This is a genomic window from Bacteroides sp. MSB163, from assembly GCF_036416795.1.
In the GTDB taxonomy this organism is placed as follows: Bacteria; Bacteroidota; Bacteroidia; order Bacteroidales; family Bacteroidaceae; genus Bacteroides; species Bacteroides maternus.
Genome location: NZ_CP143867.1, coordinates 214,290 through 240,854 on the forward strand (window position 1 = coordinate 214,290; position 26,565 = coordinate 240,854).

Genomic DNA, 26,565 nt, shown 5'->3' on the forward strand with positions numbered 1-26,565 from the left:
TATTAGTCAAGCCAGTACAATTTATAGATTTGGATAATACCAATACCATTTTTAATATATACCAAAATCGTAAATCAAATATCAAAACAAAAGATTCATCACGCAAAACTCTTTTTATCAAAAAGTCATTAAATCATCCACTTTACATAACACAGAAACACTTTTTCCCTATTATCACAAACAAGCACATTGAGCAAATAAGCTCTTCCGGGAAAAGGTATCTTTCTTTTTTAACATTTAGACCACCTATTTTAAGTAAACATACAATCCATTTATCCCAAATAGCTCATCTGTTTACTCCAAATACAGGGTTTCTCTCTCCTAAAAAAACGATTTTTACTATTATGGCTACACCCTTTTGGTTAAAAGGTGACACCCTTTGCCCAAAAGGGTATAGCCATCTTCCATTAAGGGTGTAGCCTCACTGAAAAACAGATAGAATCCTTTCTATCTTGAAGTAAACCTCCGACCAAACAATAAAACCATTTTTTAACCATACTCAGAAAAATACAATCATTATATAGCAAAGAATCCCATTACCCCTGCAAATAGATTCCATTCAAGGCTTCTTAGTGTCATTTTAAACTTTACCTATTCATATATCCTTGCGTTTTTTTCATGTATCCAAGCATCATTCCACAAAGAAAGAAATGTCAGAGAATAGAATTATCATTTTGCCATTTGGTATTCCTATCTTTTCTCTAACTGGTTTTTACTTCACACGACTATTTCCGTATATTCCTGGGAGGGTTTATGAATATACAAGAAATAGCTGCACATTTTACTACAGCAAGTTTAATCCTCGTATGTAGCCTTTATCTGCCTCTTTTTTCATAAATTTGCCCCCATTATGGAACAGCAACAATCATCTTTCAAAGAAAAGGAACGTACAGACCTGCGCGAACCGCAGCACTTCAAGGTGATCATCTATAACGATGACTTCACCACGATGGAGTTTGTCGTCAAGATACTTACCACCGTATTCTTTAAATCGGCAGCAGAAGCGGAAATGCTGATGTTACAGGTACACAAAAGTCAATCAGCAGTGGTGGGCATCTATACATACGACATTGCACAATCGAAGGTACAGAAAGCCACCCGCATGGCACGCGAAGAGAATTTTCCACTCCGGCTCACCATTGCACCGGAAGAAGAATAAAAATTAGGAGAAAATTATGGATATACAAAATACAGTGCATGTGAACAACGCATTCACCTTTGCACAAAAAAAGGCGATATCGTATCGCCATGAATTTATTACACCTGAGCATTTGCTGAGTGCATTTCTGGAACAGAGTCCCTTTGCCAGTGCCTTAAATATATGTTTCTACGATACCCAAGAACTTGCTTTCTCTTTAGAGAATTATTTCACGGAAGAACTGGAAAGCGTTCCCGCAGACATGGATTATGAACTGGAAGTTTCAACCCAGCTCAACGAACTGATACAACATGCCTATCTGATGATAGACTATTCAAGTGCTGAAGCATTGAACGTCCCCCATTTAGTGCAAAGCATGCTTCAGCTCAAAGACTCCTGGGCATGCCATATTCTGAAAGAAACTCTTGAAGAAGATCTACCCGAATTTATCAGCCAACTCATCTCCCGATATGAAGAAGTGGAGGAAGAAGACGATCTGCAAACCTCTCCACAGGAAAAAAGCGAACCCTGGCGAAGCTTTGTAACTTGTCTGAATGACTGTCTGCAAGACCATAATCCACTCATCGGACGGAAAGCTGAACTGGAACGAACCATCCAGGTGCTCTGTCGCAAAGAGAAAAACAATCCGCTACATGTAGGCGAACCGGGTGTTGGCAAAACCTCCCTCGCTTACGGACTCGCTGCCCGCATCGAAGCACGTGAGGTCCCCGAACGACTCCTCGACTGCTGTATCTATGAACTGGATTTAGGTACTCTACTGGCAGGTACGCAATACCGGGGTGACTTTGAAAAACGCCTGAAAACCATTATGGAAGGTGTCCGCAATGAAGGACGTGCCATCATCTATATCGACGAGATACACAATCTGATAGGTGCCGGACGTACAGGAAACGGTTCCATGGATGCATCCAATATGCTGAAACCTTATCTGGAAAGCGGAGACATCCGTTTCATCGGCTCTACCACATACGAGGAATACAACCGTTACTTTGCCCGCAGCAAAGGGTTGGTGCGTCGCTTCCAACAAATTGACATACTTGAACCGAGCATTGAGGAAACCATCCATATCGTAGAAGGTCTGAAAGAAAAATATGAAGAATTTCATGGAGTAACCTACCAACCTGATGTAATCCCCTACGCCGTCAAAGCGAGTGTCCGCTATATCAGCGACCGCTTTCTGCCCGACAAGGCTATCGACCTGGTGGACGAAGCAGGAGCTTACCGCGAAATTCATCCTATACCTTCCGGAGAACAAATTGTGGACAAGACATTGATAACCGATGTACTCGCCCGCATCTGCAAAGTAGATGCACTCGCCATGAAAGAAGAAGATACCACCTCACTGGAAACTTTGCATGCACGTATCAGTGCCCAAATTTACGGCCAGGAAGAGGCAGTACGCCAGGTGGTGGAAGCCGTACAAATGTCCAAAGCCGGGCTGCTGGATGAAAACAAACCGCTGGCAAGCCTGCTCTTCGTCGGTCCTACCGGAGTAGGTAAAACTGAAGTAGCCAAAGTGCTGGCCTCCGAACTGGGTATTTCCCTACAACGTTTCGATATGAGCGAATACACCGAGAAGCATACCGTAGCCAAATTAATCGGTTCACCCGCCGGATATGTAGGCTATGAAGACGGTGGTTTATTAACCGACGCCATCCGCAAAACCCCCAACTGCGTACTGCTGCTTGATGAAATTGAGAAAGCCCATCCCGATGTGTTCAATATTCTGCTACAAGTAATGGACTATGCTGTTCTTACGGATAATAAGGGACGAAAAGCCGACTGCCGCCACGTTGTACTTATCATGACCTCAAATGCCGGTGCACAATTTGCCCGTCAGGCATCTATTGGATTCAGCAGTCAGATTACAGCCGGGGAAGCCATGTTGAAACAGGTCAAGAAGACCTTCAAGCCGGAGTTTATCAACCGTCTGTCCGCTACTGTCATCTTCCACGATATGAGTCGGGAAATGGCCTCACTTATCCTCGACAAGAAGCTTGGGGAACTGAGCGGCAAGCTTGCCGCACGCCAGATAGAGATGGAATTGAGTCCGGAAGCCCGCAACTGGTTATTGCAACGTGGATTCCTGCCCGAATATGGCGCCCGCGAAATGGACCGTGTGATAGCTTCGCATCTGAAACCACTCCTGATGCGCGAAATCTTATTCGGTTCCTTAAAATCCGGTGGTAAAACTTACATACGGGTAGACAAAGATCAGTTAGTCCTACAACTCTCTACAAAGTAATATTATGGTCTTTGCACTAACTGACGAAATTACATTTCCCGATCCGCGCTACGGCGATCCGGACGGATTGCTGGCAGTAGGCGGTGACCTGTCGACCGACCGCCTCATCCTGGCTTACTCTAACGGGATATTTCCCTGGTACACTTTTCAGGAGGGAATGATACAATGGTGGTGCCCGCTGGAACGCTTCGTCATTTTCCCCGACGAAATCCATATCTCCCACTCCATGCGGACGCTCATAAACAAAGGGAAGTACGATGTCACCATCAATCAGGCTTTCGATGAAGTCATCCGTAAGTGTGGAGAACTGAGGATGGATATGGAAGGCGCCTGGCTCGGTCCGGAGATGATAGAGGCTTATACACTTCTGCATGAACAGGGCTTTGCCGCCAGCGTGGAAATATGGGAAGGGGAACAGTTAGTAGGCGGACTCTATGGAGTCACTTTGGGGCGCTGCTTTTTCGGTGAGAGTATGTTTTCACTGGTTCCGAGTGCATCCAAGTTAGCCCTCATCCACCTGGCACAATTCTTCGGAGAGCATGGCGGCGTACTGATAGACTGCCAGTTCGAAACTCCCCATCTGAAATCAATGGGAGGAAGATATATCAGCTACGAAGAATACATGGAGCTTTTGCAATCATAGCCACCTCCGCTGATCACACCAGCGTAAATTGCAAGTGCTCATCCGTACTGCGCCCTTCATCGTATGCGAAACCCTCCCACGTAAACGCTTTCAAGTCTTCGGAATTTTCAATGCGATTTTTAATAATATAGCGTAGCATTTCTCCGCGGCACATCTTGGCATATATCACAATTGTCTTTAGTTGCCCGCCTTTCCATACCTGGAATTCAGGAGTAATGACACGGACTTCTTCTTCTACCCGCTTCCAGTCGAACAGATCTCTCATCTCACCACTGGCAAGATTAACGAGTATGCCACCCTGCCGTTTGATATCCGCTATAAAATAATCCGTCAGCAAAGGTTTCCAGTAATCAAACATAGTCATCCCTCCCCTTTCGGGCAAGCGTACATCTCCTTCCATACGATAAGGCTTTATCCCATCCAGCGGACGAAGCAGTCCGTACAGAAAGGAAGTGATGCGCATGTGTTCCTGAGCGTAACGAAAATCATCTTCGGAAAAATCTTTCGGTACTATACGTTTGAACACCGCACCGGTATAGGCACAGATAGCGGGCATCGCAGAATTTGCCTCCGAAAAGAAATCCTGATAGCGCAGATAATTCTCAGCGGCAATCTTGGAATTTATACGTAGCAGACGTTCCAGGTCAGCAGCTGAAAATTGCCCCATATCCAAGGCATTCTGCACTGCCTCCGCCTGAAAGTACGGAACAGTTATTTCAGGGACTCCTACAGATGTGCGTGCCGTCATCGTTTTGGCACAAGAGATGAATGTCAACATATCACGTTCAAAGTTTTTTGGGAAACAAAGATAATACAAATCGAATGTAGAACTTTCATGCTCGTATGAAAAAGTTTTGCGCAAAGTTTTTCCGCATAACCTTCCTCTGTTTCCATACTTTTTCGTACTTTTACGCCTTGTTGGAAAAATACAGGCTTTTCCCGAGAGAAACGAAACCTCTTCCAACCACGAGACTGAAAAAAGGAAAAAACAATATATAAAATGACTCACAAATGGAATTATCAACCCATTACACCCGAACAGGCAGAGACAAGCCAAAAGTTGGCCCAAGAATTAGGGATTAGCCCGATTCTTGGCGGATTATTGGTGCAGCGGGGAATAACGAAGGCACAGGATGCCAAGAAGTTTTTCCGCCCGCAGTTGCCCGACTTGCACGACCCATTTCTGATGAAAGACATGGATGTGGCCGTGGAGCGCCTTAATAAGGCAATGGGAAAGAAAGAGCGTATTCTGATTTATGGTGATTATGATGTAGACGGCACTACCGCAGTGGCACTGGTCTACAAGTTTATTCAACAGTTCTATTCGAACATTGACTATTACATCCCCGACCGCTACAACGAAGGTTACGGGGTATCTACCAAAGGGGTAGACTATGCCGCAGAAACCGGTGTAGGATTGATTATCGTACTGGATTGCGGCATCAAAGCTGTAGAGGAGATAACCTATGCCAAAGAAAAAGGCATTGACTTTATCATCTGCGACCATCATGTGCCCGACGATGTACTTCCACCTGCCGCCGCTATCCTGAACGCCAAGCGTTTAGATAATACGTATCCTTACGAGCACCTTTCCGGTTGCGGCGTAGGCTTCAAATTCATGCAGGCATTTGCCATCAGCAATGGCATCGAGTTCCATCACCTCATTCCACTGCTCGACCTGGTTGCCGTAAGCATCGCTTCGGACATTGTTCCCATCATGGGAGAAAACCGGATACTTGCTTTCCACGGATTGAAGCAGTTGAACAGTAATCCCAGCGTAGGTTTGAAAGCGATTATCGACGTATGCGGATTGACAGAAAAGGATATTACCGTCAGCGACATCGTGTTCAAGATAGGCCCGCGCATCAATGCCTCCGGACGTATCCAGAACGGAAAAGAGGCCGTCGACCTGCTGACTGAGAAGGATTTCTCCATAGCTTTGGAAAAAGCCAATCAAATCAATCAATACAACGAAACCCGGAAAGATCTCGATAAGACCATGACCGAGGAAGCCAACCAGATTGTAGCTGATCTGGAAGGACTTGCCGAACGCCGTTCTATCGTGTTATACAACGAGGATTGGCACAAAGGTGTTATCGGTATCGTTGCCTCCCGCCTGACGGAAATTTATTATCGCCCCGCAGTAGTGCTGACCCGTACGGATGATATGGCAACAGGTTCCGCCCGTTCCGTATCCGGCTTTGACGTGTATAAAGCGATTGAATATTGCCGTGATCTGCTGGAAAATTTCGGTGGTCATACCTATGCAGCCGGCCTTTCGATGAAAGTAGAGAATGTTCCCGCCTTTACCAAACGCTTCGAGGAATTCGTTTCACAGAACATCCTACCGGAACAGACAAGTGCGGTCATAAATATCGATGCAGAAATAGATTTCAGGGATATTTCTCCGAAATTCTTTAGTGACCTGAAGAAATTCAATCCTTATGGTCCGGATAATCCGAAACCGATATTCTGTACGCATAATGTCTATGATTACGGTACCAGTAAAGTAGTGGGGCGCGATCAAGAGCATATCAAGCTGGAACTGGTAGACAACAAATCGAATAATGTAATGAACGGCATCGCCTTCGGACAAAGTTCGCATGTACGTTTCATCAAAACCAAGCGTTCGTTTGATATCTGCTACACCATTGAAGAGAATACCCATAAACGGGGCGAGGTACAGTTACAGATAGAGGATATTCAACCTAATTAAATGAAAAATGAAGAGTGAAGAATGAAGAATTACCATGCGGATAATAGCGCAGCTAATTCTTCATCCTTCACTCTTCATTCTTCGTTTTTCACTCTTCACTTCTATGTACAAGGAAATCTTAAAACAATATTGGGGATATGATAACTTCCGTGGCATACAGGAAGACATCATCAATAGTATTGGTGAAGACAGAGATACGTTGGGGCTGATGCCTACGGGCGGTGGAAAGTCCATCACATTCCAAGTGCCTGCACTTGCCAAAGAGGGGCTTTGCATAGTTATTACTCCCCTGATTTCTCTGATGAAAGACCAAGTACAGAATCTGAAAAAAAGAGGAATCAAAGCACTTGCCATCTACTCCGGAATGTCCCGGCAAGAGATTATCGTCACGCTGGAAAACTGTATTTTCGGCAATTATAAATTCCTGTATATATCGCCCGAACGGTTGGATACGGAAATCTTCCGCACCAAGCTACGGAAAATGAACGTCAGCATGATAACCGTTGACGAAAGCCATTGCATTTCACAATGGGGATATGATTTCCGTCCTGCCTATCTGAAGATAGCCGAAATACGTGACCTCCTACCCGGTGTCCCTGTGCTGGCACTGACTGCAACCGCTACTCCGGAAGTTGTGAAGGACATCCAGATGCGGCTGTGCTTCCGGCAGGAAAATGTTTTCCGCATGAGTTTTGAACGGAAGAATCTTGCCTACATAGTCCGCAAAACAGAAAATAAGACCGGAGAACTTCTTCACATCCTACGCCGTATGCCGGGTAGTGCCATTATTTACGTACGCAATCGTCGGCGAACCAAAGAAATCACCGAACTTTTAATTAACAAAGAGATTACCGCCGACTTCTACCATGCTGGTCTGGATGATGCCACCAAGGATATACGTCAGCATCGCTGGCAGACAGGAGAAAGCCGTGTAATGGTTGCCACCAATGCTTTTGGTATGGGTATCGACAAACCCGATGTACGTATCGTAATCCACCTCGATTTGCCGGACTCTCCCGAAGCTTATTTCCAGGAAGCAGGACGTGCAGGACGTGACGGCAACAAAGCGTATGCCGTAATACTCTATGCCAAATCGGACAAAGTCACCCTTCATAAACGTATCCCGGACACCTTTCCGGAGAAAGACTACATCAAACAGGTGTACGAACATCTGCAATATTATTACCAGATGGCAATGGGAGACGGTTTGGGATGTGTCAGAGAGTTCAATCTGGAAGACTTTTGCCGGAAGTTCAAATATTTCCCTGTACCTGCCGACAGTGCATTGAAGATTCTGACGCAAGCAGGATATCTGGAATATACCGACGAACAAGACAATGCCTCCCGTCTTTACTTCACCGTCCGCCGTGATGAACTGTATAAATTGCGCGAACTGGGAGAGGACATGGACAAACTTATTCAAATCGTTCTGCGCTCTTACACCGGAGTATTCACGGATTACACCTTTATCAACGAGAATTCGCTTGCCGTACGTAGCAGATTAACGCGACAACGGGTGTACGACTTACTGATACGTCTATCCAAGATGCGCGTCATCGACTATATTCCACATAAAAAGACACCTTATATCATATACACGCGCGAACGCGTAGACAGGCAACATCTGCAAATCTCCCGCAGTATATACGAGGAGCGTAAGGAACGTTATGAAGCCCGCATTCAGGCAATGGTAGATTATGTAACGACCGAAACCGTTTGCCGCAGCCGTATGCTTCTACGCTATTTCGGAGAGAAAAATGAACATAACTGTGGAATATGCGATGTCTGCCTCAGCCACCGTACCGAGACTCCCGAACTTTCCTCCCACCAAATAAAAGAAGAAATTAAAGAATTGCTTCGCAAGCAATCTCTGACACCTGCCGATATTGCCTCACAAATAGAAGCAGATAAAGAAATCATCTCTCAATGCATCCGCGAATTGCTGGAAGATAAAGACCTGAAGGCGGAGAACGGCATCATAAGCCTAAAGGCATAAGAAAGAGGTTGTGTCAAAATGCTGGCACAACCTTTTTTTATGCGCAAAGCCCGGACTTTCCCAAGCCCAGGCTTTGTTATTACCCAAAGTTTATGTAACTTTAGGCATCATTTTTTTCGTTATGGCAAAGTTACATTTTCGTCCTTACATTCCCAACCAAACCGTTCTTTTTCCACAAAGAATTGATGAAAACATAGCTGCGGACGACCCTGTCCGCATAGTCAATGCAGTTGTTGATAATCTCAATCTTGATAATTTCAAGAAGCTTTATAAAGAAACGGGGCGCTCAGCTTATCATCCTAAAATGATGCTTAAGGTAATTATCTACGCTTACATGAATAATATCTATTCCTGTCGTAAAATAGAGAAGCTTCTTTTGCGTGACATTCATTATATCTGGCTTGCCGGTCATGAGCATCCGGATTTCATAACCATCAACCGTTTCCGTAACCGTGTAAAGGAGGAGATTAACAACGTTTTCACGCAGTTGGTTCTTGTCCTTGCCGATAAGGGTTTCATCAGTCTTGACGTGGAGTATATCGACGGTACCAAGATTGAGTCCAAGGCCAACAAATATACTTTTGTCTGGCGCAAGACAGTCGAAAAGAACCGTACAAGGTTGCTGAATAAGGTTCGCATCCTTCTGGAGCAGGTGGATGAAGCCATTGTACAGGAGAACTCTGTGAAAGACACATCCGTTGAGTTGACTCCCTCCATGCTCTCTAATATAGTGGATGAACTCAAAGAAGTGCTGGAACACCAGCCTGTAACACAGGACAAGGAACAAAAGAAAGCTCTGCGTGAAAAGAAGAAACAGGTCAGGGAACTTGAAGGGTATCGTGACAAGCTGATGGAATACGACAATCACCTTGAAGTCCTTGGAGAACGTAATTCCTATTCCAAGACCGATCCTGATGCTACATTCATGCGTATGAAAGAAGACGCCATGAAGAACGGGCAGACCAAGCCCGGGTATAATTTACAAACAGGTACTGAAAACCAATTCATCATAGACTTCCGGCTGTTTCCCAACCCCACCGATACGCTGACCCTGATCCCTTTCTTCCACTCCTTCCAGCACCGCTATAACCGCTTACCGGGTATCGGTGTGGCAGACTCCGGTTACGGCTCGGAAGAAAATTACCGGTTCATGCAGGAAAACGGGATAGAGGCCTTTGTCAAGTACAACTACTTCCATAAAGAGCAGCGTCCCCGTTATACTCCCAACACGTTCCATGCGGAAAGTCTCCATTACAATGCGGGGGAGGATTATTACGTTTGTCCGATGGGGCAACACATGAACCGCATAGGAACCAGACATGACAAAACAGCGAGCGGATACATCACCGAAAGTGCCCGGTACAAAGCACAAAGATGCGAAGGTTGTCCTTTGCATGGAAGTTGTTTTAAAGCACGGGGGAACCGTATTATAGAAGTCAACCACCGGTTAAACCAATACAAACGGCAGGCACGGGAAAGGTTAGTCTCAGAAGAAGGAGTCAGGTATAGGGGCAGGCGGTGTATAGAACCGGAAGCTGTTTTCGGACAAATGAAATACAACATGGCATACAAGAGGTTCCGGCATGTGGGAGAAGACAAGGTGACAATGGACTTTGCCTTCTTTGCCATAGCTTTTAATATCAAAAAGATGTGTGCAAAACTGAGAAAAACAGGAAAGGAGCTCATTACACTTACTAAATCTATATTTATTGGACTATTTATAACCCGATACAACGGGAATATAGCAACTTGTTACCAAATGAATGAGAAAAAAGCGGCGTAGACAAAAGAAAAGATAACAGGACTATAAATTATAGAAAAAGGTTGTGCCAACGTTTTGACACAACCTCTTCTCCTTATTATATCAATAAAGAATTATTCCGTTACTGCCGGTTTCTCAATACCTTCGCTGGTTGCACGTTCTTCCATACGCTGGATACGGGCATCCAAATCAGGATGAGTAGAGAACAGTTGATTCAGCTTACTACTTTTCTGTGCACCGGCTTCTTCTTGCAATTTCTTCAGCTTTTGGAAAGATAAAGCCATTGCCCAGGGATTCTTACCATGACTTTTCAGAAATTCATATCCATAGTCATCAGCACTTCTCTCCTGCTTCTGTGAATATGTAGAGTTTACCAGAGCCTCACCCAGGTCACCCAACTGAGAATCAGACAACTTAGCTGCCGTACCACCTTGTGAAGAAATACCATCCTTCAAAGCTGAAGTCAGCAATGCCGTACGGAATCCATTCTTAGAGTCCTTGTGTGCCACGTGACCTACTTCATGGCCGATTACACCCAGCAATTCATCATCCGTCATGATATCCATCAAAGACGAGAAAATGCGCACACTACCGTCAGCACAAGCAAATGCATTGACATCTATCACATAATAAACTTTGAAGTTCAAAGGAATTCCCTCTACATCCGTCAAGCCTTCAGTCAGCTTTTTCAGACGGATTGTATACTCATTATCGTCGGCACATACCTGATTATGTGTATCCATCCAGTCGATATACTCTTTTACATATTCTGCCATCTGAGCATCAGTCAGAGTCACAGCCTTAACAGCTTTAGCCGCACCTTTCAGTGCTTTTACATTAAACTGAGCCATTGCAGGCATTGTCACGGCCATACATAACATAAAAAAGGCCCACTTCATGAAAATCTTTTTCATTCTTGTGTTTTAATTTAGAAATGATGATTAATTAATATAATTGGTAAATGTATCGCAAAAGAACAAATTTTAAATGATACCATCAATAATAACACGAATGTTTTTTCTTTTTAGACGGAGTTCTTGGTATGGAAACAAGATTTTTATGTAAGTTTGCAAAAAGAATAAAAACAAAACACCTAAGAAATACAGATTATGGGATTCTTTAAATCTTTCTTCTCCGGCAAACAAGAGAAACCGGAAACTGAGAAACAGAAAAACGATCAAAAGAACTTCGAGATATTCAAGTATGACGGCATGCGTGCACAACGTATGGGGCGTCCCGATTATGCAATCAAATGCTTCACGGAAGCCCTTGCCCTTCAGGAAGACTTTGAAACCATGAGCTATCTGAGCCAGGTTTACATTCAAACTAATGCCCTCAGCGAAGCACATGAACTACTGGAACGCATGGCAAAACAGGAACCGAACCACACCTCCACTTTCCTCACCCTTGCCAACGTATGCTACCTGCAAGAAGACTATCAAGCAATGGCAGACGCCGCACAAAAAGCTATTGAAATAGAAGAAGGAAATGCCATGGCACACTATCTTCTGGGTAGGGCCAAGCAAGGTATGGACGATGGTATCATGAGCATCGCCCATCTCACCAAAGCCATTGTACTGAAAGACGACTTCACCGAAGCCCGCCTGCTGCGTGCCGAAGCCTTAATCAATATGCAGCAATACAAGGAAGCTACCGAAGATATCGACGCTATACTCTCCCAAGATCCCGATGAAGAAGCTGCATTACTGCTCCGCGGTAAAGTGAAAGAAGCAGCAGGACAGCAGGAAGAAGCCGAAACCGATTATCGCTATGTAACAGAATTGAATCCATTCAACGAACAGGCTTTTCTTTGCCTGGGACAACTTTATATTGTCCAGAAGAAATATCCCGAAGCTATCGCACTCTTTGACGAAGCCATCGAACTGAACCCTAATTTCGCACAAGCCTATCATGAACGCGGTCGCGCCAAGTTACTGAATGGTGACACGGCAGGCTCTGCAGAAGATATGAAGAAAGGATTGGAGTTGAACCCCAAAGAAATCCAAGGAATCAGCGGACAATATGACAATCAGTCAAGACAAACGGACATTTTAGGATTGTAGCGTCATGAAAAGCGGCCTCTTTATACTCATTGTATGCCTTCTTTTTCCTGCCTACGTCTGTGCGGACACTTCTAAACATGCTTTAGAAGAAAACAGGAAATTGCTTCACTCTTTAGATAGCCTGCTGGAACAGCAGGATCTATTTGTCAGAGTAAAAGAGGAGCGCATCAAGCAATTGAAAATGCAGTATAGCCGGGTCAAAGATGTAAAGGAACTCTATGCCATGAATAGAATGGTCTATTTGGAGTATCGGGTTTATGATGCGGATTCCGCCCTGCATTACATCAATAAGAACATACAACTGGCACAACAGACCAACAACCGTACCTGGGAAGTGGTCTCTTTGCTCGAACAATCATTTGTCCTCACCTCCTCCGGGCTACTGACCGAAGCCTTGAAAGCCGTCAGTGACATCCAACCGGAAGAATTACCCCAAAATCTCCGTTCCGAGTATTTTGGCAGGTTATGTACACTCTATTCCCGCCTCCGGGATTACTCCAGTGAGAACTCCCAACTGTCGGAACATTACAATAATCTCCAAAAGGCTTTCCGAGACTCGGTATACCTCACAGCCACTCCCGACGAATTGCGCTACTGGAACTGCCGGGCATGGCTCTACATGGGAACCCCGGAAATAGAACCCGTCAAACAAGCATTTGAGGAAAACAAGCAGACATTGTCTAACGACAGCCGCAAGTATTCCATAGCTACCTACAACCTCTCCGCCATCTACCGGAGTGAAAATAACGAGAGCAAATACCTGGAAAACCTCATTCTTTCGGCTATGGCAGACATACGGTCTGTCAACGGAGATATCGGTTCTTTGCAGGAAATAGCGGAATACCTATTTAAGCATGGAGAAATAGACCGCGCCTATAACTACATCCTCTATTGTTCCCAAAAAGCCATGCTTTTCCACAACCGGGTACGAATAGTCAAAATGTCTCATTTGCAAAACCAAATCTACAAAGCGTACCAGGAACAGAGCCGTACACAGCAAAAGCGTCTTCAAGCCTCCCTGATTGCCGTCAGTTTCTTATTTCTCGTACTGATCGGTGCCTTCCTGTTCATCCGCAAGCAAATGCGCCGGCTAAAAGAAGCCAACTTGAAGTTAGACAGTACAAACCAGAAGCTGTCCGTCAATATGGATGCCCTCTCTACGGCACATCAACGCCTGGAAGAAGTAAACATACAGCTAAAAGACTTGAATACGCAATTACAGGAAGTCAACGACCAGTTGCGGGAATCTAATTACGTAAAAGAAGAATATATCGGCTATGTATTCAACATCTGTTCCACCTACATCAGTAAGCTGGAAGAGTTTCGCAAGAACATCAACCGGAAACTGAAAGTAGGCCAGATAGAAGATGTAAAAGCAATGACGGACTCTTCCGCAACAGCCTCCAACGAACTGAAAGAGTTCTACCAGAATTTCGATACCATCTTCCTGCATCTCTATCCCGATTTTGTAGGTGACTTCAACGCCTTACTGCTACCCGAAGAGCGCATCGAACTGAAAGAAGGCGAACTGCTTAATACCGAACTGCGCATACATGCCTTGATAAGACTCGGCATCACAGACAGCGTGAAGATAGCGGACTTCCTCCATTGTTCCGCACAAACGGTTTATAACAACCGACTTCGCACCCGAAATAAATCCATTATCCCGAAAGAAGATTTTATAAATGCTGTGAAAAAGCTCGGAAAATACAAAGCGTAAGCCCTGCTCTCTACTACCGATTCCATTCAAAGAGTTTACTTCCGAGCCTCTCATTTTCAGAAATCAACACTAATAATCAAGTACTTATCAGTTTTAACAGTTTACTTTGCCTGTTTACCTCGCAGAGTAAGTAACCCTTATTGCGCATACCTTTGCCACAGAAATCCAAACTAAAAACTTATGTTAACTATTAAACGAATCATGAAAAGAAAAGAAAAACGCTCATGCAGACTCATTCTTGCCTGCTGCGCTTTGTTACTGTTCATTTCGGTAAATGCATTTGCACAACAGCAAGTCACAGTCACCGGAAATGTGAAAGATGAAAAGGGAGAACCCATCATCGGAGCTAATGTCATTGTGAAAGGCACTGGTACAGGAAGTGTCACCAATGTAGAAGGAGACTTTTCATTGGCAAATGTACAGAATGGCAGCACTCTTGAAATCTCTTTTATCGGCTATCTGAACCAGGATGTGAAAGTCAACGGCACGAAACCCGTCAGCATTATCCTGAAGGAAGACACTAAGATGCTGGATGAGGTAGTAGTGGTAGGTTATGGTGTGCAGCGCAAGTCGGATATGACAGGTGCAGTTGCTTCCGTAAATACCAAAACACTGGAGAACCGCCCGCAGACCAACATCATCCAATCTTTGCAAGGTGCCGTACCGGGCCTGAATATCTCAGTGACCGGAACCAATGCGGAAGGCTCTTCCACCAAGACCCGTATCCGCGGCGAGAACTCCATCACGGCAGACAACAAACCACTGGTTATTTTGGACGGTATCCCCTTTGACGGTCCCTGGTCTGAAATCAATCCGAACGACATCGAATCCATTGAAGTATTGAAAGATGCTTCTTCGGCTGCCATCTATGGTGCTCGCGGTTCGAACGGTGTCATCCTCATCAGCTCCAAGAGAGGCGAAAAAGGCAAACTGACCGTATCCTACGACACCTACATCACCATTGACAATCCCATCAACTTCCCCAACCTCATGAATGGAGCTGAATTCTGGAAGTATAAGACGGAAGCATTGAAAGATGCCAATACCACCCCACCCACAGAAAGCAATCCCGAACCGTGGATGGGATCTATGACCGCCACAGAATTGCGTATGCACGAAGCCGGCATGGATACCGACTGGCTGGACCTGGCAACCCGCACCGGTTTCAAGCAGCAGCACAACATCTCCTTCCGTGGTGGCGTCAACAAAACCAACTATTTTGTCTCGCTGAACTATACCGATGTGAAAGGTACTGCCGTAGGCAACCAATTCAAACGCTACAACATCCGTTTCAACCTCGATCAGGAGTTCACTTCCTGGTTTAAGTTCTCTACCAGTACCCAGTTGGGACGCTACGACCGAAGCGGCAGCAGTGCTTCTTTCTCCAGAGCATTCCGTATGAATCCCCTGGCAGAAGCTTATGACGAAGAAGGCAACATCCGTTCCGCCGCCTGGGAAGATTCCAGCGAAGCTTTCTCTGTAAACCCCTTAAGCAGCCTCAACAACAAGAGCAACGACATACGCTCTAAAGTCATCACCAACAACGTGGTAGAAATAAAGTTGCCGTTCGTCCCCGGACTCAGCTATAAGCTCAATACCGGCTATACGTACCAAAACAGCAGCTGGAAACAGTACCAAGGAATGGACACTTACTACGGCGCACGCTCCAATGGTATTCTGAACACCGACGACTGGCACTCACAAGAGTGGATTCTGGAAAACATCATCACTTATACCCGTGAATTCGGCAAGCACCGCATCTTCTTCACCGGTCTGTATTCTGCACAAAGCTACGAGAAAGAAGGCAACGGAATGGAAGGCAAAGACTTTCCGAACGACGTGATGTACTATTACCAGATATCCAAAGCCGCCACCATGTCCGGCAGTTCCAGCTATACCAAGCAAAACCATATCTCTCAGATGGCACGTCTGAACTACTCATACGACAGCCGTTACCTATTGACACTGACTGCACGCCGTGACGGTTACTCCGCATTCGGTAGCCAATCCAAGTTCGGTATATTCCCTTCCATGGCTATCGGCTGGAATATTTCCAATGAACATTTCTTTCAGGCAAGCCCATTGGCAAAAGTGGTAAGCAACCTGAAATACCGCCTGTCATGGGGTAAGAACGGTAACGAAGCGGTAGGCGCCTACACTACATTGCCTGACCTTTCCACCTTCAATTATCTGAAAGACGACCATACTCCCAACTACGGTTTCTATCCTTCCAAGCTGGCTTCTCCCTCACTGGGATGGGAAACGACACAATCCATCAATACCGGTATCGACTTCCAACTGTGGAACGGACGTATCCAGGGAACATTCGACATGTACTGGTCGAAGACAAGCAACCTGTTGCTGAATCGCTCCATCCCCACCATCAACGGTACGGGAAACATTACCGAGAATATCGGTGAGACCAAGAACCGCGGTTTAGAGTTGCAGATTACTTCCAACAACATTGCCAAGAAAGATTTCGACTGGTCCACTACCTTCAACCTGTCGCACTACAAGACAAAGATCGTAAATGTAGGTCTCTACGATGCCAACGGCAACCCTATGGATGATATCGGTTCCAGGTGGTTCATCGGCCAACCTATCAGCGTGAACTATGACTACCGCTTCATCGGTATCTGGCAGATCACCGACCCGTCTAACCCGAACGGACAGCAAGACCCGAACTATCGCTACTCCATCCCCGGATATATGAAGTATCATGACAAGGACGGCGTGAACGACATCACCCCGGCAGACAAGGAAATCATCGGCTCGGCAATTCCTAAAGTAACAATGGGTATGACGAATACTTTCCGATACAAGAATGTCAGTCTGAGCGTATTCCTCAATGCCCAACTGGGACAGACAGCCAATAACTGGCTTTACGACGTATCTCACAACTCCTATCGCCAGAACCGCCTCATGGTAGACTTCTGGACACCGGAGAATCCTACCAACAAGTACCCGAAAAACTCACTGGATACTTCTGTAAACCCGATGAGCGCAGGTTTCTACGAAAAGACCGACTTCCTCCGTGTGCAGGATGTCACGCTGGCCTACCGTGTTCCTCAGCGTTGGTTAAAGAAGATTTCCCTGAACCGCCTCGAAGTATATATGAACATCAAGAACCTGGCAACCTGGACAAGCTGGACCGGCCTCGACCCGGAATTTATCAGCGACCAACAGTCCACTCCGCAGGTACGTTCATTCACATTCGGTCTGAAACTTGATTTATAAACCGCTAAAACAAAGAGAAACAGTATGAAAAAGCTAAAATATACACTGATAGCACTACTCGTGCTCTGCATGACCGGATGCAATGAATCCAGCTTCCTGGAAGAAGATCCGCGTGCTTCACTCTACCCTGAAAATCTGTTAGTAGATTACAGCGGATTCCAATCCATGGTAACCAGCCTCTACGGAATGATGCGTAACGAATACCGCCGTGCCGATGCACTCGGTGGCGGTCTGCCGCTCGTTCTGCACTCTGCATGGGGTTGCGGTGTGGACAATTCATGGAGTAATAACTCACACAGCGACTTTAAATACATGTACTATCCGTCGCAAATCAACCAGACGGACTTACGGATATTCCAGAACATCTTCCAATGGTGTTACCGTATCATCAATACAGCAAACATGGTGATTTCACGCGCCGAAGGCAGTGGTATCGACTGGAAAGGAACTGAAACCGAAGCTGCCGCCCACAAGAATAAGATCATCGCACAGGCCCGCTTCTTCCGCGCATGGGCTTACCGTCATCTGACGTATTCATTCGGTGCCGTACCTTTGTCCACCGAAGAAATTACAGGTATGAACTACCGTAACGACTGGGAGCGCAATTCTGTAGAATCCATCCGTGAAGTCATGGAGCAGGACTTTGTTTTCGCCATGAACAATTTACCGTTGCGTGAAGAAAACAACAGCAAGATTTCAGGAGCCATGGCACGCCATTATCTGGGTGAACTATACCTGGCAATGGACCAGCCCTCCAAGGCAGTCGAAGTTTTGAAGCCACTGGCAGAAGGTTCCGAATACAGTTTGATAACCAACCGTTTCGGCAAGAACTCCGCCAATCCGGGCTGTCCGTTCATCGACGTATTCCGCACACCGATGTATGCGGACGGAAACACGGAGGTTTTATACGCTTTTGTCAACACGGAACCGGAAAACAGTGCTTTCGGTACAGCCGAGGTTTACATGAAGAGTACATATAAGAACTATTACTCCAACGACGGTGTCATCAACAAGAGCAACAAGTACGATCCCGACTATACAAGCGGTGCAGCCACTTGGCCTCAGGTGTTCTGGATAAACAACGGTGGTAAAGGTGCCGGACGTTGCGTGCCTTCAAGAGGTGCTTTCCGCCTCTACAACTATAAAAATCAGGGAACTCAGGACGACCGTGTATCCGATTATGCAGTGGTATGGACTATTAACGAGAAGGGTGCCGACGGCAAGATTACGGAATTCCTTAACAACGGTAAGATGGTGGTAGACACCACTGTAACCGCCGCTATGCTGGATGATAATAAGACAACCATCAAGAAGTATAACTGGCCCACTACCCGCAAATGGGATTACGTGGCACCGTTGCTGGCAAATGGTGACAAGGATGGATGTTATCAGGATATTGTTTATCTCCGCCTCGCCGACACGTACTTGCTTTATGCGGAAGCCTTACTGAAAAACAACCAGGCAGGTGAAGCCATCAAATGGATTAACAAGGTACGCAATCGTTCCAATGCAGTCAGCATCACAGAAGCTGAACTCACCGCAGGAGGCGTAGATTTCATTCTGGACGAACGTAGCCGTGAACTTCTTTCCGAAGAAGAACGCCGCCACACCCTGATTCGCGTAAGTCAGGAGAAAGGTGGAGATGAACGTGATGTGAACAATTACTTCAAACGCCGTATGCGACAGTTGAATGAGATTGCAGGACGCGAGGCACGAGGCATGAATTCGTATGATACGCCTGTGTTGTTCCCGATTCCGCAAGAGTTCATTGATTCCAATACAGGTCGCCAGTTGGAGAATAATCCGGGGTACTTATAAAAGAACGGTACGGAAATGAACGAAATGATAATTTAGCGAAATGAAGAACTAAGAATGAAGAATTTGGCTGCGGCTATGCAAGCATGCCGCAAGGTAATTCTTCATTCTTAGTTCTTCATTAAATTATCATTTAAAATCACTCCTCAAAAAACAATTTATAACCCAGAACCAATCAGATTATGTCAGTCGTAGCCTTCTTCCTCTGTATATTAGTGATCACCGTCACCGCTATTTATCTCTACCGGAAGCTGAATCCGCAAGGAGTTCTGATGCTGGCCGGACTTGTGATGTTGACATTCGCCCTCATTCTCAATGTCCAACCCATCATTCCGGATAAATCCACCGGCAGCGTTGTTCTCGATTTGGTGAAAGTGGTGGAAGAAACATTCATCGGCAACCTGTCCCGCGCAGGACTGATGATTATGACCATTGGCGGCTATGTAGCTTTTATGAATCACATAAAAGCCACCAATGCCCTGGTACACATCTCCATGAAACCGTTGGGTTTCTTTCGTCGTTACCCCTACCTGGCAGCTACCGTCACCATTCCCATCGGCCAGTTGCTCTTTATCACTACCCCCTCGGCAGCCGGATTAGGACTCTTGCTTGTCGCCTCCGTTTACCCCGTCCTCATCGAATTGGGAGTAAGCCGCCTCACCGCATTATCCGTCATTGCCGCCGCAACACTGTTCGACCAAGGTCCCGGCTCGGCAAACACAGCCCTTGCTGCCGAACTTATCGACCAGACCAACGTAGCTTATTTCATTACCCACCAACTCCCGTTGGTTATCCCTACCACCTTGGTAGTCATGACCCTGTTTTACTTCAACAATAGATATTTCGATAAAAAAGAAGCCGCCAGGCAGAGTACGGAAAACCATGAAACAGCAGAAGTCCCGCAGACCTCTACCCAACCGGATATTCCATTGATATTCGCCATGCTGCCCGTACTTCCGCTTGCGCTTCTCATTATATTTTCACCCTATGTGGGGCTGTTCCAACCTCCCATAACACTCAATACAACGACCGCCATGTTATTTTCCCTCTTTGTCTCACTTGTATTCGTAGGCTGTCATACACGCAATATACGGAAAACCTTTGACGCCTTCTCCAGCTTCTGGAAAGGGATGGGAAATGTCTTCGGAAGTGTCGTGACACTAATTGTTGCCTCCGAGATATTTTCCAAAGGACTGATTAGCCTCGGTTTCATCGACTCACTGGTAGATTACTCCACACATATAGGACTTTCCGGCATTGCCATCGCAGCAGTCTTCGCCCTGATAATCTTCTGTGCGGCCATGTTGATGGGAAGCGGAAACGCGGCCTTCTTCTCGTTCGGTCCGTTGCTGCCCGGAATTGCCGGACAGTTGGGTATGCCTGCCTATTCCCTCGTGCTTCCTTTGCAGTTATCCGCCAGTATGGGGCGTGCCGCATCTCCCATAGCGGGTATCATTGTCGCCATTGCCGGCGTGGCGGGTGTATCGCCCATTGAACTGGCAAAGAGAAATACCCTGCCCCTTATAGGCAGCATTCTATTCCTGATAGCTTATCATTTCATAACACTATAAAACAACTCCGAATCATGTTCACACTCATTAAAAATGCAAACTTATACTCTCCGGAACATCTTGGCATGAACGACGTTCTGCTGGCAGATGATAAAATAGCCCTCATAGACCGGAAGATAGAACTGACCGGTATTCCATTTGATACCATAGACGCCGGCGGGTGCGCCGTCACCCCCGGCTTTATCGACCAGCACGTCCACATCACCGGTGGCGGCGGACAAACCGGCTATGCTTCCTTAGTCCCCGACGTCTCCATGAGCGAACTGGTGGCTTGCGGAACCACCACCGTGGTAGGACTACTCGGCACAGACGGTTTCGTAAAAGAACTGACCACCCTTTATGCCAAAACCAAAGCCCTGGAAGATGACGGCCTCAGCGCCTACATGCTTACCAGTTTCTACGGATTACCTCCCAAAACACTGATGTCCTGCGTAGCCGACGATCTCATCTTCATCGACAAAGTGATCGGTTGCAAACTTGCCATGAGTGACGACCGCAGCGCTCTCCCCACCGAACTGGAGATACTGCGCCTCATCAACCAAGTACGCCTCGGCGGTTTCACTTCCGGCAAAGGAGGTATCCTGCATATTCATCTGGGAGCCTTACCCGACGGTATCACCCCGTTGCTGGACATCGCCCGCAAATATCCCACGCTGATTCCCTATCTCTCGCCTACCCACCTGACACGCACGGAAGCCTTATTCTGGCAAGCCGTAGAATTTGCCTGCATGGGTGGTATGGTAGATTTCTCCACCGGAGGAACCAAATTCGACGCTCCCCATCGCTGCGTCATGAAAGCCCTCAAAGCCCATGTACCCCTCGACCGCATCACCTTCTCCAGTGACGGCCGTGGCGGAGTGCGCCGTACCAATCCCGAAACCAAAGAAACGACCTATCGCCCCGCTCCCCTGCACCTCAACTTGCAGGAGATGAGATTGCTCGTAAAAGAAGGTCTGTTGCCTCTGGAACAGGCACTGACCCTTATCACCAGCAATCCGGCACGCAACCTCAAACTGCGTACCAAAGGCAGAATAGCCATCGGTTTCGATGCCGACCTCTGTTTCCTCGATTCCGAGCTTCAACTGACACACGTCATAGCACGCGGCAAACTCGCCCTAAAGGATAAAGAAGTCATTAAAAAAGGGAGGTATGAAGAATGAAAAGACTGATTCTATTTTTTACCATTGTCTTTCTGGGCGCCGGACTCCGTGCCGCCTCCGCGCTTCCCGTGGGTGAAGGCAAGTTCACCTACAAAGACTATCCGCCTTTTGCCGACCGTCCGGTAGATGTGCACTATTACATTCCGGCTTCGGGCGATGTACGCCGGATGCCCATTGTCTTTGTCTTTGAAGGTGCCGACCGCGGTTTCACTTATCTGCTCAAAGCCTGGAAGCAGGAGGCAGAGAAGCATAAATTCATGGTTTTCATTCCCCACTTCGATCTGGAAAGGTTTCCTTTGCCCGATTATCAGGAAGTCGGTGTCATGAATGACAAAGATCACACGATACGTCCGGCCGAAAAGCAAACGCCGGCACTGGTTGATAAAATCTTTGAGTACGTCCGCCAATCTTCAGGTAGTGAACGGAAAGGATATATGATTTACGGTCACTCAGCCGGAGGGCAGTTTGTGCAGCGTTTCATGCTTTTTTATGACAGTCCGTATGTGGAGAAAGCCGTTATCGGCAGTCCGGGATGGTACACCTTCCCCGATGCTTCGCAAGATTTTCCCTACGGAGTACGCAACATTCCGTATGTCACCCCCGAAACAATCAGGAAGTACCTTGCCAAACCGATTATCCTCCAATTGGCTACGGGAGACACCATCCGCGAATCGTATTTAAGAAAGACTCCCGAAGCCGAAGCACAGGGACGCAACCGCTACGAGCGTGGCAATCAGTTCTACCGATACCTTCACCGGATAGCAGCCGAACACAACTGGCCCTGCAACTGGCAGAAAATAGAAGAACAGGGCATCGGACACCACTCCGCCGGAATGGGCAGACGTGCCGTTCCTGCCATGTTGGGAGACTCCCTACGTGCACTGTTCATAGGCAACAGCTACACACAATACAACCGTTTAGTCCGACAAGTGCAAGCTCTTGCCGCCTCCACCGGCCACAAGCTTTCTGTAAAATTGGTGGAACACGGTGGCTGGACATTGAGGAAACATGCCGCCAATCCTGAAACCCTGGATGCCATTCGTGAAGGAAACTGGGATTTCGTCATCCTGCAAGACCAAAGTAAAGCGCCTGCCCGCGAAAAGGAATGGGTACAGGAAAATGTATACAAGCCTGCCCACTCCCTCGACAGCCTGCGCCGCCTTTACAATCCGAAGGGAAAAACCGTTTTCTACATGACCTGGGGACACGACATCGACACATATACCGAAATGCAGCAACGACTGGCTGAAAGTTATTTGGAGATGACTGTTCAACTGAATGCCTGGTGTGCCCCCGTCGGCATCGCTTGGAAGCGTGTCCGCACGGAGAATCCAAGTATCACGCTTTACAACAACGATCACAGCCACCCTTCCCAACAGGGTTCTTATCTTGCCGCCAATGTATTCTGTAGCGTATTTTTTCAGAAGCCCTATACAAGTACTTATTATGTCGGACTGCCCGAAGAGGAAGCACTCTATCTGCAACGTATTGCGCAAGAAACCGTATTCAGCAACCCTTCTCTCTGGAATATCCAGCCCACGTTGCAGCCGGAAGAGGTAACCCGCCGTTTCTATCCCGAACCGGAACAGCAATATTCCACTCCCACCCTCGGCAAGCCGCTTGAAGAAGGTCTGGCTTCCTTGTTCGAGATAAACAGATATTTGAAGGATTTAGCCGACAAGCATCCCGGTAAGGTTACGCTGTCCGATATAGGAAAGACTCCACAGGGCAGGGATATCCCCGTGCTCTATTTCGGAACTCCCAACGAGAAAAAGAAAATAAGAGTCTGGATACAAGCAGGACTGCACGGCAACGAACCTGCCGGGCCGGAAGCAACCTGTATGCTTGTCGATTATTTACTGAATACGCCCGAAGGTACTGAACTATTGAGAAAGGTTTCTCTTGCGCTTGTACCCATAGCCAATACGGACGGTTATGCCATGCAAAGCCGTAAATCGGGCAGTGGGTATGATTTGAACCGGGATCAAAGTAAACTAGCCGATCCGGTGACTCTTCTTCTTAAAAAAGCGTACAAGGAATGGAATCCCGAAATAGCGCTGGATATTCACGAATTCAATCCGTTCCGCAAGGAGTTTGAATTGCTTCGGGGTACTAAAGTAGCTACGGCCCCCGATGTCCTTTTCCTACCCAGCGGGCATTTGAATATCCCTGCCGGAATACGTACACTTTCCAACGGCTTATTCCGTGAAGAAGCAGAGAAGGCATTGGAAGCTAACAGTTATCATTCAGGCTTTTACTTTACACCCAGTGTCAGAAATGATAGCTTGTATGCAATGAAAGATGCCAAGAACCCGCAATCCAGTTCCACGTTTCAGGGACTCACCAATACGGTATCTCTATTCATAGAAATCCGTGGAATAGGATTGGGAAGAGCGTGTTTTGCCCGTCGTGCAGAATGTGGTTTTCTGGTATCCCGCAGTCTTTTGGAAACGGCGGTTCTTCATTCAAAAGACGTAAGAAATGGGATACGGAAGGCCGTGAAAGAGACTTGTAAAGGAAAGAGTGATATATCCGTCAATTTTCAATCCGAACGGACAGAGTTTCCCGTTACTTTTATTGACCTTGCCAAGAACGAACGTTTTACGGAACCTCTGCCTACTTTCGATGCGCTTCAACTGAAAGCTGAATTAGTACGCAAACGTCCCAAAGCATATATTCTGCCGGATACCTGCCGGATGCAAGCAGAGAAATTGCGGGCTTTAGGAATAGAGGTAGAAGAGACAAGAAAACCCTTCACAGCGACCGTAGAGAAGTACATGGTTACCAGATATAAGAAAGCTACCAAGGAATGGGAAGAGATTTATCCGGTCACAGTATCTACACGGACGGTAAAGGAAAAGAAGAGTTTCCCAGCAGGTTGTTTCATCATTCGTCTTTCACAGAAGAATGCAAACCTTGCGGCAACACTGTTAGAACCGGAATCCGTGAATGGCTTTGTCAATTTCCAGGTGATTCATACGGAGTTTGGGAAAGAGTTACCGATATACAGGAAAGGTTTCTAACTCCATTCCGATTCATTGTACATCAAATCAATTAATTCTTTTTTGACGGGATATGAACATAATTTCCCCTCCTGATTCGCATGAATAATATAAGTTTCAGAGGTTAAGCCGCCGCATCGCCACTTTTATCTCTTTTCGCTACGACGGTTAAGGAAAATTGTAGTAGGTACTTATTCTTTCCACCATGGAGAAAGTTGCTTTCCATCACGGGGAAACTTTCTTTCCACCATGGTGGAAAGAAAGAAACTCCACGGTGGAAAGAATAAATGTTCGGATGGAAATGATGTGTACTGGTTTTAGTTTGATGTGTACTGGTTTTAGTTGACAACTTCGTTTGTTATAACTGGATTAGTTTACTCAATATACTTTAATATCTAAAGAGGTTTACTTTTGTTTTTCTTATTCCTATTTTAGTTGTCTTTTGTTGGTGCTTGCAAATTTATGCATCTTCCTTTATTTACGCAAGCCTTCTTCAGGAAAATGTAATGTTGCCAACAAACAAGAACTCTTCGGTCGGGGATCGCCCTAGCGGCAAGGGGCGGGCCCCCCCGTCCCGACGAGCGGGTATTATGCTGTAAATCCTACCGTTTCTCTGAGCACTTCCATAGGTGTCCTCATGTTTATCCCTTGATGAGGCCGCACATGATTATATACATATACAGCATCTTCAATGCGCTTGCTTACTTGCTCGAAGCTCTCATCATCACAGTCGAATAGCCAACCGTTTTTAATGGTGTTGTTCATTCTTTCAGCCAATGCATTATGCAAAGGATCACCACACTGCGTCATACTGATGTTGATTTGATGCTCTTTAAGCCTCTCTACATATTTATTTGAGCAATATTGGACACCCCGGTCGGAATGATGAATAAGAGTGCTCATGTCTATGTGATACTTCTCATAGAATGATATTGCCATCTCCAAAGCTTTCAAGGGCCCCTCCGTCTCAAGAGTTTTGTAAAGCGCATATCCAACGATGGCACGACTTGCCGCATCGGTAAGCAACGAGAGGTAAGCCCAGCCCTGACCGGTGTTTACGTAGGTTATATCCGCCACTACCATAGCGCCCAATCGCGTAGCGACAAATTTGGGCGCAACATTCAACAGATCGGGGTAGATATAGTAATTATGGTTCGAATTCGTTGTTTTAGGACGCTTGCGACTTGTACGTTGACACAAACCATTGGAGCGAAAAATGTCATAACAACGATCACGACCGATAACCATCTTTGGTCCAAACTTACTCACGCAGCAGGCGTATAACTCGCGCATACCAGCTTTGGGCATGAGCTCCAACAGTTCCTTGCAGTACAACACGATGCTTGTGGTAAGGATATCAACCTCCAAATGCCGGTTCACATGCTTGTAATAACCTTGTCGGGTTATGCCGAAGTAATCACAGAGGAACTTTATACAACCATGTTTGCGTCGGGTTGAGTGCCTCTGTGACAAGGT

The 26,565-nt window shown here is 46.4% G+C and carries 16 protein-coding genes; 13 read left to right on the top strand and 3 right to left on the bottom strand.

Features of this window, described 5'->3' with window-relative positions:
* Positions 1-850 precede the first annotated feature (850 nt).
* The 3 genes from VYM24_RS00670 to aat are packed head-to-tail and all read left to right on the top strand — an operon-like array spanning position 851 to position 4,047.
* Positions 851-1,159 (top strand): ATP-dependent Clp protease adaptor ClpS, encoded by a 309-nt coding sequence (locus VYM24_RS00670; protein WP_118463503.1) that lies wholly within the window; start codon positions 851-853, stop codon positions 1,157-1,159.
* Between the two features lie 16 nt (positions 1,160-1,175).
* Positions 1,176-3,404: an AAA family ATPase gene (locus VYM24_RS00675; RefSeq protein WP_291554851.1), complete on the top strand. Its 2,229-nt coding sequence runs from the start codon at positions 1,176-1,178 to the stop codon at positions 3,402-3,404.
* A gap of 4 nt (positions 3,405-3,408) precedes the next feature.
* On the top strand, positions 3,409-4,047 hold the full coding sequence (aat, locus tag VYM24_RS00680) for a leucyl/phenylalanyl-tRNA--protein transferase (RefSeq protein ID WP_291554849.1): 639 nt from the start codon (positions 3,409-3,411) through the stop codon (positions 4,045-4,047).
* 13 nt (positions 4,048-4,060) lie between these two features.
* Here aat and yaaA read toward each other — a convergent pair whose 3' ends face one another.
* Positions 4,061-4,825 carry a peroxide stress protein YaaA gene (yaaA, locus tag VYM24_RS00685; protein ID WP_291554847.1) on the bottom strand — a complete coding sequence of 255 codons (765 nt, stop codon included), beginning with the start codon at positions 4,823-4,825 and terminating at the stop codon, positions 4,061-4,063.
* 222 nt (positions 4,826-5,047) lie between these two features.
* Here yaaA and recJ point away from each other — a divergent pair, with 222 nt between their 5' ends.
* The 3 genes from recJ to VYM24_RS00700 all read left to right on the top strand — a co-directional run bounded on the left by recJ (position 5,048) and on the right by VYM24_RS00700 (position 10,542).
* Entirely contained in the window at positions 5,048-6,763 is a 1,716-nt protein-coding gene (gene recJ, locus VYM24_RS00690; RefSeq protein ID WP_217712725.1) for a single-stranded-DNA-specific exonuclease RecJ, read from the top strand.
* Between the two features lie 103 nt (positions 6,764-6,866).
* On the top strand, positions 6,867-8,759 hold the full coding sequence (locus tag VYM24_RS00695) for a RecQ family ATP-dependent DNA helicase (protein ID WP_330942299.1): 1,893 nt from the start codon (positions 6,867-6,869) through the stop codon (positions 8,757-8,759).
* Between the two features lie 121 nt (positions 8,760-8,880).
* A complete protein-coding gene (locus VYM24_RS00700) occupies positions 8,881-10,542 on the top strand; it encodes an IS1182 family transposase (protein WP_330941218.1) in 1,662 nt (553 codons plus the stop codon).
* Between the two features lie 92 nt (positions 10,543-10,634).
* Here VYM24_RS00700 and VYM24_RS00705 read toward each other — a convergent pair whose 3' ends face one another.
* The gene (locus tag VYM24_RS00705) at positions 10,635-11,435 is read right to left on the bottom strand and encodes a M48 family metallopeptidase (protein WP_007210106.1); all 801 of its coding nucleotides are present in this window, start codon (positions 11,433-11,435) and stop codon (positions 10,635-10,637) included.
* 195 nt (positions 11,436-11,630) lie between these two features.
* On the opposite strand from VYM24_RS00705, the gene VYM24_RS00710 reads away from it, so the two are divergent.
* The 7 genes from VYM24_RS00710 (at position 11,631) to VYM24_RS00740 (ending at position 25,110) form a co-directional block, all read left to right on the top strand.
* Complete coding sequence (locus VYM24_RS00710; protein WP_425286622.1) at positions 11,631-12,584, top strand: tetratricopeptide repeat protein; 954 nt, start codon at positions 11,631-11,633, stop codon at positions 12,582-12,584.
* 4 nt (positions 12,585-12,588) lie between these two features.
* A complete protein-coding gene (locus VYM24_RS00715) occupies positions 12,589-14,304 on the top strand; it encodes a DUF6377 domain-containing protein (protein WP_007659759.1) in 1,716 nt (571 codons plus the stop codon).
* 201 nt (positions 14,305-14,505) lie between these two features.
* Positions 14,506-17,541 (top strand): SusC/RagA family TonB-linked outer membrane protein, encoded by a 3,036-nt coding sequence (locus tag VYM24_RS00720; protein WP_330941219.1) that lies wholly within the window; start codon positions 14,506-14,508, stop codon positions 17,539-17,541.
* Between the two features lie 24 nt (positions 17,542-17,565).
* Positions 17,566-19,359: a RagB/SusD family nutrient uptake outer membrane protein gene (locus tag VYM24_RS00725; RefSeq protein ID WP_330941220.1), complete on the top strand. Its 1,794-nt coding sequence runs from the start codon at positions 17,566-17,568 to the stop codon at positions 19,357-19,359.
* Positions 19,360-19,538: 179 nt separating this feature from the next.
* Complete coding sequence (gene dcuC / locus VYM24_RS00730; RefSeq protein ID WP_330941221.1) at positions 19,539-20,927, top strand: C4-dicarboxylate transporter DcuC; 1,389 nt, start codon at positions 19,539-19,541, stop codon at positions 20,925-20,927.
* Positions 20,928-20,941: 14 nt separating this feature from the next.
* Positions 20,942-22,087, top strand: coding sequence for a beta-aspartyl-peptidase (iadA, locus tag VYM24_RS00735; RefSeq protein WP_330941222.1), 1,146 nt, complete (start codon positions 20,942-20,944; stop codon positions 22,085-22,087).
* Positions 22,084-25,110, top strand: coding sequence for a M14 family metallopeptidase (locus tag VYM24_RS00740; protein WP_330941223.1), 3,027 nt, complete (start codon positions 22,084-22,086; stop codon positions 25,108-25,110). The genes iadA and VYM24_RS00740 overlap by 4 nt, the downstream gene beginning before the upstream one ends.
* A gap of 567 nt (positions 25,111-25,677) precedes the next feature.
* On the opposite strand, the gene VYM24_RS00745 is transcribed toward VYM24_RS00740, so the two are convergent.
* Positions 25,678-26,562: an IS3 family transposase gene (locus VYM24_RS00745; protein WP_244436642.1), complete on the bottom strand. Its 885-nt coding sequence runs from the start codon at positions 26,560-26,562 to the stop codon at positions 25,678-25,680.
* Positions 26,563-26,565: the final 3 nt, after the last annotated feature.

Excerpts from the sequence above, each read along its gene's own strand:
- VYM24_RS00670 (WP_118463503.1), top strand. The coding sequence starts at position 851 with ATGGAACAGCAACAATCATCTTTCAAAGAAAAGGAACGTACAGACCTG.
- VYM24_RS00675 (WP_291554851.1), top strand. The coding sequence starts at position 1,176 with ATGGATATACAAAATACAGTGCATGTGAACAACGCATTCACCTTTGCA.
- aat (WP_291554849.1), top strand. The coding sequence starts at position 3,409 with ATGGTCTTTGCACTAACTGACGAAATTACATTTCCCGATCCGCGCTAC.
- yaaA (WP_291554847.1), bottom strand. The coding sequence starts at position 4,825 with ATGTTGACATTCATCTCTTGTGCCAAAACGATGACGGCACGCACATCT.
- recJ (WP_217712725.1), top strand. The coding sequence starts at position 5,048 with ATGACTCACAAATGGAATTATCAACCCATTACACCCGAACAGGCAGAG.
- VYM24_RS00695 (WP_330942299.1), top strand. The coding sequence starts at position 6,867 with ATGTACAAGGAAATCTTAAAACAATATTGGGGATATGATAACTTCCGT.
- VYM24_RS00700 (WP_330941218.1), top strand. The coding sequence starts at position 8,881 with ATGGCAAAGTTACATTTTCGTCCTTACATTCCCAACCAAACCGTTCTT.
- VYM24_RS00705 (WP_007210106.1), bottom strand. The coding sequence starts at position 11,435 with ATGAAAAAGATTTTCATGAAGTGGGCCTTTTTTATGTTATGTATGGCC.
- VYM24_RS00710 (WP_425286622.1), top strand. The coding sequence starts at position 11,631 with ATGGGATTCTTTAAATCTTTCTTCTCCGGCAAACAAGAGAAACCGGAA.
- VYM24_RS00715 (WP_007659759.1), top strand. The coding sequence starts at position 12,589 with ATGAAAAGCGGCCTCTTTATACTCATTGTATGCCTTCTTTTTCCTGCC.
- VYM24_RS00720 (WP_330941219.1), top strand. The coding sequence starts at position 14,506 with ATGAAAAGAAAAGAAAAACGCTCATGCAGACTCATTCTTGCCTGCTGC.
- VYM24_RS00725 (WP_330941220.1), top strand. The coding sequence starts at position 17,566 with ATGAAAAAGCTAAAATATACACTGATAGCACTACTCGTGCTCTGCATG.
- dcuC (WP_330941221.1), top strand. The coding sequence starts at position 19,539 with ATGTCAGTCGTAGCCTTCTTCCTCTGTATATTAGTGATCACCGTCACC.
- iadA (WP_330941222.1), top strand. The coding sequence starts at position 20,942 with ATGTTCACACTCATTAAAAATGCAAACTTATACTCTCCGGAACATCTT.
- VYM24_RS00740 (WP_330941223.1), top strand. The coding sequence starts at position 22,084 with ATGAAAAGACTGATTCTATTTTTTACCATTGTCTTTCTGGGCGCCGGA.